We start from the raw sequence: 12,092 nt of genomic DNA on the forward strand, positions 1-12,092 counted from the left end.
TGGTGATTTCTCCGAGGCTCTGACCTCATCCCCATAAAGGTCCCGACCCGGCAACAAAGCTGATTTGGACAGCCGCGCGCTACACTTCATGCGTGTTCCGGTCAAAACCTTTCGAGAACTTGCCAACAAGTAGTACTCAAGTGCAAAATCCTTTCTGCCAAAAGCCAAAGTCAACAAAGGGATTTCCCTGATAAACTGTTAGTGTATTTGAGAACGTAAGGTGTTGTACCACGATGGATGTAGATATCGACCGACTACATTTTTTGATCCAGGCACTGGATCGCCACGCCGGCAACAGCAAAGTATCCCAGCGGGTATTGAAACAGGCTGGGCTGCGTCAGCAGGATATCGCGCCCCCTGCCGCAGTCTACAGCGCACACAAAGAGGCCCTGTTCATCCGGCACGCCTGTGACGCCGTTGGTGACATCACATTTGCGGCGCGCACCGGGCTCGAGGTCACATCGGCTTCGACCGTAACAGGGTATATCAGTAAATACTCACGCGATTTGAGGCAGGTGATGGAAAACCTGTCCCGTTTTCACGGCATCATCGATCCGGCCATCGGGCTCAGCTTCCGTGTTGCCGGTAACTTCGCGGCCCTTGAGGCCGATTGGAAAGACGCCAGCTTTGCCCGCTATCATCGGCGCACGGAATTCCTGTTGTTCGCTGCGCTGGCCAGGATGAGAAACCTCACGCAGGTGAAGTTGCACCCGATCGAGATGCGCTTTCAGCACAAAGTTGGAAGCCACGCCAAAACCTACGAAAAGCTGGCGGGCTGCCCGGTGGTTTTCAGCGCTGAAAAGATTGAGATCATTCTGCCGCTATCTGCGCTGGAATTGAAAGTGCCGACCTATGATCCCAAGCTGCGGGAGCATTTGCTGGAATACGGTGAACGTCTGCTGGCCGAAAAACCACTTCCCAAGCACCAGACCCGCGCCCGTGTCGAAGGTCTGATCACCCGATCCCTGCCCGGCGCAATCCTGCAAGCCGAAGATGCGGCGGCTGATCTGGGGATGAGCCTCAGAACCTTCAGTCGACGTCTCAAGGAAGAAGGCACAAGCTATCGCGATATTGTGGACGATCTAAGATGTGATCTGGCCCAGACTTTCATCACAAATGGCATGACTCTGTCTGAAATCTCATATGCGCTGGGGTATGCCGATCAGGCAGCTTTTTCTACGGCCTTCAAACGGTGGACAGGTCAGCCGCCCAGCGCCTTCAAGACCCGAGTGGAACATCCCATTCGGCCAGCTGGCCGGGGGTCATCAGCCTGAAAAGCCTCGCCCCGGCCTGTCCCATGAGTGGACAAGACCGATATAGAAAGGCACACCGCCCCGGCCTTGTGCATTCGCGCCAACGTGATGCGAGAACCAGCCAATGTGAACGAACAAAGGCGCCTCTGACGGGGCGCCTTTGTTCTGATAGATCTTTGTTCTTATTGATCCAGGAAAGACCGGAGTTTTCGTGAACGGCTGGGATGCTTCAGCTTCCGCAGCGCCTTGGCCTCGATCTGACGGATCCGTTCGCGGGTCACGCTGAACTGCTGGCCGACTTCTTCCAAAGTGTGATCGGTGTTCATGCCGATGCCAAAACGCATCCGCAGAACCCGTTCTTCGCGCGGGGTGAGCGAGGCCAGAACCCTTGTGGTGGTTTCCTTGAGGTTTTCCTGAATGGCGCTGTCCAAGGGCAGCACGGCATTCTTGTCCTCGATGAAATCGCCCAGCTGGCTGTCTTCCTCGTCGCCAATTGGTGTTTCCAGAGAAATCGGCTCTTTGGCGATCTTCATCACCTTGCGCACTTTCTCGAGCGGCATCTGCAACTTTTCGGCCAGTTCTTCCGGCGTCGGCTCGCGGCCGATTTCATGCAGCATCTGACGGCCCGTGCGCACCAGCTTGTTGATCGTTTCGATCATATGAACCGGAATACGGATCGTGCGGGCCTGATCCGCGATCGAGCGGGTGATCGCCTGACGGATCCACCAGGTCGCATAGGTCGAGAACTTGTAGCCACGACGGTATTCGAACTTGTCCACCGCCTTCATCAGGCCGATGTTGCCTTCCTGAATAAGATCAAGGAATTGCAGGCCACGGTTCGTGTACTTTTTGGCGATCGAGATCACCAGGCGCAGGTTGGCTTCGACCATTTCCTTCTTGGCCTGCCGCGCCTCTTTCTCGCCCTTCTGAACCTGCTGCACGATGCGGCGGAATTCCGAGATATCCAGACCGACATACTGGCCGACCTGAGCCATGTCGTTGCGCAGTTCCTCGACCTTCGCGGTCGAGCGTTCGATGAACATCTGCCATCCCCGGCCCGGCTTTTCAGCCATCTCGGCCAGCCAGTTCGGATCCAGCTCACGTCCCCGATACGCTTCGATGAACTCACGGCGGTTGATGCGTGCCTGATCGGCCAGCTTGACCATCGCGCTGTCCAGAGACATGACGCGGCGGTTGATACCGTAAAGCTGGTCGATCAGCGCCTCGATCCGGTTGTTGTGCAGGTGAAGGCCATTCACCAGCTCGACGATCTCAGCCCGCAGTTTCTGATAGGTTTCTTCGTCCTTTTCACTGAACGTACCGTCTTCGTTCAGCGTGGCCGAAATCCGGCTGTCCTGCATTTCAGACAGCATCGAGAAGTCGGTCGAGATACGCTCCAACGTGGTCAGGACCTGATCCTTCAGCGCCGCTTCCATCGCGGCCAGCGACATGTTGGCCTGATCGTCTTCGTCGTCATCGTCATCGTTGTTCAGCGGGTTGCCATCCGCATCCAGCTCAGGGCCGGTATCCTTGGCTGGCTTGTTCGCCTGCACGGCCGAGGTATCGACGACCGGCTCTTCAACGTCACCGTCTTCGTCCAACTGGTTGCCGAACGTGGTTTCCAGATCAATGACATCCCGCAGAAGAATGTCTTCGGACAACAATTCGTCATGCCAGATGGTGATCGCCTGGAAGGTCAGCGGGCTTTCACACAGGCCCGCAATCATCGTGTTGCGACCGGCTTCGATCCGCTTGGCGATTGCGATCTCACCCTCGCGGCTCAGCAGTTCGACCGACCCCATCTCACGCAGATACATGCGCACGGGGTCGTCGGTGCGATCCAGCTTCTCAGTGCCGGAACCGGCCAGTGCAACCTCACGGTTGCTTTCCGCGGCAACCAGTTCGGTCGAGCCTTTGTTCTCTTCTTCTTCGGCCTCTTCATCTTCGATGATGTTGATGCCCATCTCGGACAGCATCGACATTACGTCTTCGATCTGTTCCGAACTGACCTGATCAGGCGGCAACACCTGATTGAGCTGGTCGTAGGTAATGTAACCTTTCTCGCGAGCCTCGGCGATCATCTTCTTGACGTTCGCCTGGCTCATGTCCAGCGAGATTTCCTGTTCCTGCTCGTCGGATTTGCGGTCTTCGTTCGTATCCTTGGCGGCCATTCAATGCTCCTGCAGGGATGGGTGATTCGTCTCAGCCGAATCATTAGCGCGTATAAGTGATTCGGCCACCCGTTTACCCGTTTTTCTTTTCCAGTGCCTTACGAAAACACCACTTATCGACGTTTCCGCTCGAATTTGATGCCAGACATGATCGCCGCAAACGCGTCTTTCTCGTCACGATTGATTCGCGCCCCATTGTCAGCAATGTCGAAAACGGCCCTATCCTCGTTCTGACTTCGACTCGTGCGGTTGCGCTCTTCGGCGGCTTGCGCCAGCCGGTATGTCAGCGCCTCATCGGGCAGATCGGACAGTTCCTCTGCCGCTTCGGCAATCTCGGCATCCAACCCCCGGAGCGCTTTGATCTTTGCGAGTTCCTCGGCCAGTGTCATCTCGGCCTTTTCAACGTCGCCTGGCTTGGACACACAGGGGATGACTGCCACATGGCGAAGGGTCAGCAGGTTTTCAAGGGCGTCAGGCCCCATTGATGCGATAATGTGGTCTTTCAGGTTGTCCGGATCATCAATTGCGTGGCGCAGAACAGCATCGCGCAAGGCCGCGTAGTCAGGATTGTGGCATTCCATTTCTTCCAACTGTTGCTCAAATTGGACAACAACCTTGGGATTCAGAATCGAAATCGCCAGAATAGCGGCTTCACGCAGCTGGATATCCGCGTTTTCCGAAGAGGCCAGAAACGAACTGCGCGCGCCCGGCGTCGCGGTTGGCTGCGACTGCCATTTTCCCCGCGGTTGCCAGGGACGGTTTTGAGGTTGTCGTCGCGGGCGGAACAGTTGCCAGCGCAGGTCTTTGATTTCCTGACCGTAATGCAAGCGGATCGAGGGATCCCGGATCAGTTTGATCTTGTCCCGCAGCGCCTTGTCCAGTGCTGCCTTGCGTTCCGGGCTGTCGAATACCTTTCCTTCGGTCTCGCGCTGCCACAGCAGTTTGACCATCGGTATGGCCCCTTCCAGAACGGCCTGAACGGCGCCCGGGCCTTCGGTGCGCAACAGATCGTCCGGGTCCTTGCCTTCGGGCATCAAGGCAAAACGCAGGGATTTTCCGGCCTCCAGCAGCGGCAGTGCCAGATCAACCGCCCGCATGGCCGCCCGCAGACCCGCGGCATCCCCGTCCAGTGCAATGACCGGTTCATCCGCGATCCGCCAGAGCAGCTGCAACTGATGTTCAGTAATGGCCGTTCCCAAAGGCGCAACCGACGCGCCAAAACCCGCCTCGGCCAGCGCGATCACGTCCATATACCCTTCGGCCACGATCAGCGGCTGCCCTTTGCCCGCCGCCTGCCGCGCTGGACCTTGATTGTAAAGGCTGCGCCCCTTGTCGAACAACTCGGTCTCGGGCGAGTTCAGGTATTTCGCGTTGTCATTCGGATCCATCGCGCGGCCACCGAATGCAATGCAGCGCCCACGCGGATCCCGGATCGGGAACATGATCCGGTTGCGGAATGTGTCATAGGGTTTTTTGCCTTTGTTTGAAGGCTTGGCCAGCCCGGCGCCAAGGATCAGCTCCTCTGGGATGCTCTTGCCGCGCAGGTGATCCCAAAGCGCCTGCCAACTGTCCGGCGCAAACCCGATCTCCCACCGATCCAGCGCGCTTTGATCCAAACCCCGGCGCGACAGGTAATCCCGTGCCTCTGCCCCCGCCGCTGTTTTCAGCTGCAAGCGGAAAAACTGCACCGCCTGTTCCATCACATCGGCAAGCTGACTGCGGCGATCCTGCTTTTCCTGTGCTTTCGGATCCCGCGCAGGCATCGGAATGCCAGCCTCGCGGGCGAGGATCTCCACCGCTTCGATGAACGAAACATTTTCCGTTTCTTTCACAAAGCTGATCGCGTCGCCCTTGGCGTGACAGCCGAAGCAGTAATAAAACCCCTTCTGATCATCGACATGGAATGAGGCTGTCTTTTCGTGATGAAACGGGCAAGGCGCCCACATGTCGCCTTTGCCTTGATTGGATTTGCGCTGATCCCAAATCACCTTGCGCCCGACGACCTGAGACAGGCTCAGGCGGGTGCGCAGTTCATCCAGAAATCCGGGGGGCAGTGACATGGGTCAAACCTGACAGAAACAGGAACGCGCGCCAAGGGGATGGCGCGCGTTTGTCCACAGGGAAATGTCCGGGCTGTGGATTATTGCTGCAAACACAGCTCAAGCCAAGCGGCGCCCAGATCCTTTTTGCGCACGTCGCGCATCTTTTGTTCATAGACCCACGGTGTGATCAGCGGAATCGCGGCGTTGTAGTTCTCGGGCCATGTCGGGCCACTATCAGCCACGGCTTGCGCCACATCGCGTTCTTTCACGCGGTCCAGCCGCGCCTTCTGGATCGCTGCCACCACATCCGCCTGATATTTGCAGCTTTGTTCCTTAGTTTCCTGAGCGGCCAAAGGGGTGGCCAGCAGAGCCGCGACAATGGCTATACGCAACATGGAGGTCTCCGGGATTCGTTTCTCTGAGTGTCTACTATCCGTCAAACTAACGGGCCGCCATCGACATTCAAGCCGCGGCGCGTACCGGCGGGGCGAAATGATCACCCCACCCGTCTGCTTCAGAGCCCCTTGGCGCGATAGCTTTTGGCCACGCGGTCGATCGCCACGATATAGGCCGCAGTACGCAGGTCTTCGACATCGTCGCGGCTGTGCCACACTTCACGCATCGACTGGTAGGCGATACGCATCGTGTCGTCGAGGCCCGAGCGCACCAGTTCAAGCTCATCGGCACCCTTGAGGTATTTTGCCTTGAAGTCCGGCGACATCGACCACGCGTCACCCAGATACCTGTCCAGCCGCTCCAGTTCGCTGACGATCAGTTCATGTCGCGCCTCTTCCTGCCGACGCTGCATCCGGCCGAAACGAATGTGGCTGAGGTTCTTGACCCATTCGAAATAAGACACCGTCACACCACCCGCGTTGGCATACATATCCGGGATGATAACGGTACCTTTCTTGCGAAGAATCTCATCCGCGCCAGCGGTGACCGGGCCGTTCGCTGCTTCGATGATCAAAGGAGCCTTGATCCGTTCGGCGTTGGAAAGGTTGATGACACCCTCCAGGGCAGCCGGGATCAAAATATCACACTCAGCCTCCAGAACGCTTGTGCCTTCCGCTGAATGAGTCGCGTCCGGATAATCCTTGACGCCGCCATGCTTGACGATCCACTGGCGGACGGCTTCGACGTCGATACCATCCGGGTTATACAGCGCTCCGTCCCATTCGATGATACCTACAACGCGTGAACCGTCCTCCTCGCTCAGAAACTTCGCAGCGTGATAGCCCACATTGCCGAGCCCCTGCACCACAACACGCTTGCCGTCCAGCTTGCCCGACAGGCCGGCCGCCCTGACATCTTCGGGGTGACGGAAAAATTCGCGCAGAGCGTACTGAATGCCACGTCCGGTGGCTTCGACCCGCCCAGCGATACCACCTGCGTTCAATGGCTTGCCGGTCACACAGGCCCGTGCATTGATGTCGGTGGTGTTCATCCGGGCGTATTGGTCGGCCATCCAGGCCATTTCGCGTTCGCCCGTTCCCATGTCGGGCGCGGGAACGTTTTGCGACGGGTTGATCAGATCCCGCTTTGCAAGTTCATAGGCAAAGCGTCGCGTGATTTGCTCCAGCTCGTGTTCTTCATATTTCCTGGGATCAATGCAAAGCCCGCCTTTCGATCCGCCAAAAGGCGTTTCGACAAGAGCGCATTTGTACGTCATCAACGCAGCCAGCGCTTCGACCTCATCCTGGTTCACCGCAGTGGCATAGCGAATGCCGCCTTTGACCGGCTCCATATGTTCGGAATGGACAGACCTGTACCCGGTGAACGTATGGATCTCACCGCGCAGACGCACACCAAACCGAACTGTATAGGTCGCGTTGCAAACCCGGATTTTCTGCTCCAGCCCCGGCGGCAGTTCCATCAGGGCGGCCGCCCTGTTGAACATCAGGTCAACACTCTCGCGAAAGCTTGGTTCTTGGATGCCGGTCATAAAATCCTCCGTACCGCTGGATGACGAAACGTCATGACGTTTTGTCGCACCACTCAAGTCTGGCTGCAATCAAACAATGCACTTTTTTTCATCACCTTCTTAATCACCTTCTTAACAGAGACTTGAGGGCCTGATGGTGAGTCGCCCAATCCAGTCAATCGCTTAACTGATTGTCTTCATTTCATCGACAGACCAGGGGAAAACGTGAAAATTATACCCCTTGAGTGCGCAAAAAGGCCAAAACCTAGCCTTTTTCGCCCAATTCACGCCACGTTTGAAAATTAAATTTAACCGGAATTTCCTTTCTTTGGCGCACGACTTCTATGTGCGAGGCGGAGTCATCAAATGATAATTTTCTCGCTTCAGAACGACGGCTCGAAGCCGAAACACAAGATTTCCCGGTTGCGGCTGTTTGCCCGAAAAGAAGACGGCACTTTTACGATATTCACCCTGCTCATTTTAATCCTGATGCTGGCCATTACCGGCATGGCGATGGATCTGATGACGTACGAGCGCGACCGCGCCAGCCTGCAGTCCACGCTGGACCGCGCGGTGCTTGCTGCGGCAGATCTTGACCAAAAGCTGCCACCCAAGGATGTTGTCGACGCCTATATGGAAAAGGCCGGGCTGGGCCATCTTGAGAAAACCGTGACCGTCACCGAAGGGTTTGGCTCCAGAAAGGTGGCCGCGACCGCCAATGCAGTCGTTCCGACGCGTTTCATGAGGTTCGGAAAAGTTACCGAACTGAATATGAAAGCGGCAAGCACTGCCATAGAGTCCATCGGTTCTGTTGAAATCTCGCTGGTTCTGGACATGTCCGGTTCCATGACAAGGTCTTCTGCGACCGCCGGAAAGTCGAAGATCGAAGTCTTGAGAACTGCGGCGAAGGGCTTTGTCACCAAAATGCTTGAGGAATCTGGTGAAACGAAGATTTCGATGTCGATTGTCCCCTATGCCACTCAGGTCAATGCCGGGCAGGACATACTGGGTAAATTCACCAACGTGACCTCAGAGCACAACTATTCCCATTGCGTGAACTTTACTTCCGGACAATTCGGATCTGCGACGCTTAGCCCGAATACCTTCTATCAGCGCACTGGGCATTTCGATCCTTGGCGATACAATTGGGCAAACGTCAATGGCGTCTCAACCGATGGAGAACAGCCCCCGGCCTATTTCGTATGCCCTGTTCGCGCCGGCAGTGAAATTACAGCTGTCACCGACAATGTCCAATATCTGCACAACCGCATCGATGCCCTGACCGCGAGTGGCAACACATCTATCGACGTAGGCATGAAATGGGGTGTCGGCATGCTGGATCCGTCATTCCAGCCTGTGATCAATGCCTTGGTCACCGAAAACAAGGTTCCTGCAAAATTCGCTCTGCGCCCGGAATCTTATGACTCGGACGTGCTTAAGGTCGTAATCGTAATGACCGACGGGCAAAACACTTCGCAGTACATGTTGGACTCGTCCGCGCGTAGTGGACTGACTGAAGTTTGGTTCAACCCTGACTATCAAAGGCCCGACGGGAAAAAGGGTGAATATAGTATCCGCTATTCGACCAACCCGGATCGTTGGGTCTGGATGCAACATACAGAAGAAAACGGCGGCTATGTCACGGCAGGCCATCCTTTTGGGAATCCACCCAATGAAAACTCCTCTAACGAAGAGATCGGCACCGCCACTCGCCTGACCTATCCCGAGCTTTTTGCCCGAGCTTCGCTGTGGTGGAACGCCAAGAACAACTTCTATTGGCAAAGCAACCACGAGAATAACTGGTACTACAGCCTCAGAAAATCAGTGGGATCTTCCACAAAGAACGCGCGCACGACCAGCATCTGCGGCGCGGCCAAAGACAAGGGTGTCATCATCTATGGCATCGCTTTCGAGGCCCCCACCAGCGGCTTGAACACCATCAAGTCCTGCGCAAGCTCGGACAGCCATGTTCACAATGTAGCTGGATTGGATCTGGACAAGGCGTTTACTGCGATTGCTTCGTCCATCCGCAAATTGAGGCTGACGCAATGATCCGCAAATCACTGTCAAAACTCGGTACTTTCAAGCGATCCGAGGCCGGGAACGCGACGATCGAATTTGTCATGATCATTCCGTTTTTCCTGGCATTCATTGGTATTGGTGGAGAGATGTCGATAATCACCACCAAGCACGCCGCGCTGGAACGGGGTGTTGATCTGGTCGTTCGGGATATCCGTCTGGGCACAGGCACCAACTGGAGCCACGATGTAATCAAGGACCGGATTTGCGACATTTCCGGTATCAAGAATTGTAAAACCAACCTGCGGCTGCAAATGCTTCGCCAGAATGCATTCAATGGCATCGTACTTTCGGACGAAATACCCTGCACCGACAGTTCGGAAGACCCCAAACCAGTGCTCGACTTCAAAAGCGGGGCCTCAAACGAGTTGATGATCTTACGGGCCTGCCTGCGTATCGATCCTGTTCTGGAAAGCTCGATCATCGCAAACACAGTGGTCGACGAAAGTGGCCACTATGCAGTGACCGCAACGACCGCATTCGTGCAGGAGCCACGGTAAAGCTATGTTTGTATTCAGAAACGTGAAAAACCGCATCAAGGCCTTCAAGCAGGACGAAAGTGGTATTCTGACCGTCGAGGCCATCATGATCTTCCCACTGTTGCTGTGGACGATTACGTTTACGTTCACCGCATTCGAGGGATTTCGTCAAAGCGCGTCGAACCTGAAAGCCGCCTATACGGTCAGCGATCTGATCTCACGTGAATCGGCCGCTGTGACTGATGTTTACATCGACTCGCTTCACGAACTTATGGGCGAAATGGTCAACAACCGGTCTGAAGTGCGCATGCGTGTCTCTCTGATCCGTTTTGACGAGAACGACAACCGCCACTACGTGGATTGGTCGACCGTGCGCGGCTATGACACGGAATGGAACGACAACAACATCCAGGAAATCGAAAACCGTCTGCCGCCGATGCCGGATCAGGACACGGTCATTCTGGTGGAAACATCCAACGAGTATATTCCTCAGTTCAAACCTGGCTGGGATCTGGCGACCGGCATTAACTTTCAAAACTTCATCTTCACCCGTCCCCGCTTTTCCACCAAGGTCGCTTGCAACCTAGTGCGCCCTCCGGTCGTCTGCGTGGATAATAGTGCTTAAGACTTCTGACATGAACTTGGCCTCGGCGGCAGACGTCATGCCGCCCACGCCGACCCGGCGACCAATCCGCCACCACAATCCGGGGGCCCATTGGTACGTATCTTTGTGCTTGGTGCGAACCAGAAAGCCGTTTGACGGCTTGAACGCGAATACGCCGCGATCCACCGACTCAATATCAGCCACCTTTGCGATCATTTGACCTGACCCGGTACGCAATTCTGACTGTGTCAGTTCAATATGGTCCTGGGTCGCGTGCCATACACGATAGGCCAGCCAAAGCGACGCGCCCCCTACAGCAAAAAGAAATACTTGCCACGTCGGTTCGGGCGGAGATGCCAAAGCGACGTATGTGACCAGCACCCCAACCGTCGACAGCATCCCTACTCCGATCCACCGTCTGGGGGATGATGCCTGAATCGTTGCCAGCACTTCGTCCTGCATGGATGTCTCCTGTCCGTTCCGCTTCGACTTAGCGACTTTCCAGGGGAAACAACAGGGCTTTGGTTGCTTAGCAATTTTGCACAGCTCCGGTTAATTAACGCTGATTGACCGCAATCACGCAGGGGTTACATGCTGATCAAACGAACCGGAGGCGAATATGTCCCTTAGACCCACACTGGAAACACGCAGGGCCACCCCAACGACGGAAGGGGCTGGCGTGAAACTTCACCGCGCATTCGGGTTTCAGGACCCTTCCGAACTTGATCCTTTCCTGCTGTTCGACGACTTCAGGAACGAACGCCCGCAGGACTATCAGGCCGGTTTTCCCTGGCATCCGCATCGCGGAATCGAGACGATCACCTATGTTCTGGCCGGATCGGTCGAGCATTCGGATTCGCTGGGCAACACCGGCACTTTGGGCGCGGGCGACGTGCAGTGGATGACGGCGGGGTCCGGCATACTGCATCAGGAAATGCCACAAGGAAACACCTCGGGGCAGATGCACGGGTTTCAGCTGTGGGGTAACCTGCCTTCGGATCAGAAGATGACTGCCCCGCGCTATCAGGATGTTCAAAGCAAGGATATCCCCGAAGTCACTGATGACGACGGCACCACCGTTCGTGTGATTGTCGGAGAGTTCTGGGGCAAAACCGGCCCCGTGGACGGCATCGCGGCAGATCCACAATATCTGGACATCTCGGTTCCCGCGGGTGTGAAGAAGACCTTCCGCATCGACACTTACCGCCGAGCCTTCGCCTATGTCTTTCAAGGTCAGGCAGCTTTTGCAGATGCGTCACGCCCGTCCGGTGTGCTGTTGGAAAAAGAGGTCGCCGGGCAAGAGGTGAATATCCGGGATATGTCGGGTGACCGCACGCTTGTCCGTTTCGGGACGGGGGACGAAATCACCGTTCAGGCTGGCCCCGAAGGCGTTCGGTTTCTGTTGATCTCGGGGGCTCCGATCAATGAGCCCGTCGCATGGCACGGGCCCATTGTGATGAACACGCGGGCCGAATTGGAACAAGCGTTTCGCGAACTGCGAAACGGGACCTTCATTCGCCCTGCGCACTGACACAGTGAC

10 protein-coding genes are annotated in these 12,092 nt (G+C 56.1%); 5 read left to right on the plus strand and 5 right to left on the minus strand.

All coding sequences use genetic code 11. From position 1 onward, the window contains the following. Positions 1–233: 233 nt before the first annotated feature. Entirely contained in the window at positions 234–1,274 is a 1,041-nt protein-coding gene (locus tag ACR0C6_RS07030; RefSeq protein ID WP_171639737.1) for a helix-turn-helix domain-containing protein, read from the plus strand. A gap of 161 nt (positions 1,275–1,435) precedes the next feature. Here ACR0C6_RS07030 and rpoD read toward each other — a convergent pair whose 3' ends face one another. The 4 genes from rpoD to ACR0C6_RS07050 form a co-directional block, all read right to left on the minus strand. Further along, positions 1,436–3,424: an RNA polymerase sigma factor RpoD gene (rpoD, locus tag ACR0C6_RS07035; RefSeq protein ID WP_171119526.1), complete on the minus strand. Its 1,989-nt coding sequence runs from the start codon at positions 3,422–3,424 to the stop codon at positions 1,436–1,438. A 113-nt stretch (positions 3,425–3,537) separates the two neighbouring features. Continuing rightward, positions 3,538–5,484 (minus strand): DNA primase, encoded by a 1,947-nt coding sequence (gene dnaG / locus ACR0C6_RS07040; protein ID WP_480444742.1) that lies wholly within the window; start codon positions 5,482–5,484, stop codon positions 3,538–3,540. Between the two features lie 80 nt (positions 5,485–5,564). Further along, complete coding sequence (locus ACR0C6_RS07045) at positions 5,565–5,861, minus strand: hypothetical protein (RefSeq protein WP_152457544.1); 297 nt, start codon at positions 5,859–5,861, stop codon at positions 5,565–5,567. Between the two features lie 119 nt (positions 5,862–5,980). Then, positions 5,981–7,411, minus strand: a complete 1,431-nt coding sequence (locus ACR0C6_RS07050; RefSeq protein ID WP_152457543.1) for a Glu/Leu/Phe/Val family dehydrogenase — start codon at positions 7,409–7,411, stop codon at positions 5,981–5,983. Between the two features lie 402 nt (positions 7,412–7,813). Between ACR0C6_RS07050 and ACR0C6_RS07055 the strand changes: the two genes are divergently transcribed. The 3 genes from ACR0C6_RS07055 to ACR0C6_RS07065 are packed head-to-tail and all read left to right on the plus strand — an operon-like array spanning position 7,814 to position 10,573. Beyond that, positions 7,814–9,442, plus strand: coding sequence for a Tad domain-containing protein (locus ACR0C6_RS07055; RefSeq protein ID WP_480618723.1), 1,629 nt, complete (start codon positions 7,814–7,816; stop codon positions 9,440–9,442). Next, positions 9,439–9,969, plus strand: coding sequence for a TadE/TadG family type IV pilus assembly protein (locus ACR0C6_RS07060; protein ID WP_480618724.1), 531 nt, complete (start codon positions 9,439–9,441; stop codon positions 9,967–9,969). Before ACR0C6_RS07055 ends, ACR0C6_RS07060 begins: the two co-directional genes overlap by 4 nt. A 4-nt stretch (positions 9,970–9,973) precedes the next feature. Further along, a complete protein-coding gene (locus ACR0C6_RS07065) occupies positions 9,974–10,573 on the plus strand; it encodes a TadE/TadG family type IV pilus assembly protein (protein ID WP_152457540.1) in 600 nt (199 codons plus the stop codon). On the opposite strand, the gene ACR0C6_RS07070 is transcribed toward ACR0C6_RS07065, so the two are convergent. Next, positions 10,532–11,014: a hypothetical protein gene (locus tag ACR0C6_RS07070; RefSeq protein ID WP_480618725.1), complete on the minus strand. Its 483-nt coding sequence runs from the start codon at positions 11,012–11,014 to the stop codon at positions 10,532–10,534. The genes ACR0C6_RS07065 and ACR0C6_RS07070 overlap by 42 nt on opposite strands. Positions 11,015–11,171: 157 nt before the next feature. Between ACR0C6_RS07070 and ACR0C6_RS07075 the strand changes: the two genes are divergently transcribed. Then, positions 11,172–12,083 carry a pirin family protein gene (locus ACR0C6_RS07075; RefSeq protein WP_480618726.1) on the plus strand — a complete coding sequence of 304 codons (912 nt, stop codon included), beginning with the start codon at positions 11,172–11,174 and terminating at the stop codon, positions 12,081–12,083. The last annotated feature ends 9 nt before the right edge of the window (positions 12,084–12,092 follow it).

This window comes from Ruegeria sp. AL12, assembly GCF_056540885.1.

What these genes read in the sequence shown, in the direction of transcription:
- ACR0C6_RS07030 (WP_171639737.1), top strand. Translation starts at nt 234, where the DNA reads ATGGATGTAGATATCGACCGACTACATTTTTTGATCCAGGCACTGGAT.
- ACR0C6_RS07075 (WP_480618726.1), top strand. Translation starts at nt 11,172, where the DNA reads ATGTCCCTTAGACCCACACTGGAAACACGCAGGGCCACCCCAACGACG.
- ACR0C6_RS07050 (WP_152457543.1), bottom strand. Translation starts at nt 7,411, where the DNA reads ATGACCGGCATCCAAGAACCAAGCTTTCGCGAGAGTGTTGACCTGATG.
- rpoD (WP_171119526.1), bottom strand. Translation starts at nt 3,424, where the DNA reads ATGGCCGCCAAGGATACGAACGAAGACCGCAAATCCGACGAGCAGGAA.
- ACR0C6_RS07070 (WP_480618725.1), bottom strand. Translation starts at nt 11,014, where the DNA reads ATGCAGGACGAAGTGCTGGCAACGATTCAGGCATCATCCCCCAGACGG.
- ACR0C6_RS07060 (WP_480618724.1), top strand. Translation starts at nt 9,439, where the DNA reads ATGATCCGCAAATCACTGTCAAAACTCGGTACTTTCAAGCGATCCGAG.
- ACR0C6_RS07045 (WP_152457544.1), bottom strand. Translation starts at nt 5,861, where the DNA reads ATGTTGCGTATAGCCATTGTCGCGGCTCTGCTGGCCACCCCTTTGGCC.
- ACR0C6_RS07065 (WP_152457540.1), top strand. Translation starts at nt 9,974, where the DNA reads ATGTTTGTATTCAGAAACGTGAAAAACCGCATCAAGGCCTTCAAGCAG.
- dnaG (WP_480444742.1), bottom strand. Translation starts at nt 5,484, where the DNA reads ATGTCACTGCCCCCCGGATTTCTGGATGAACTGCGCACCCGCCTGAGC.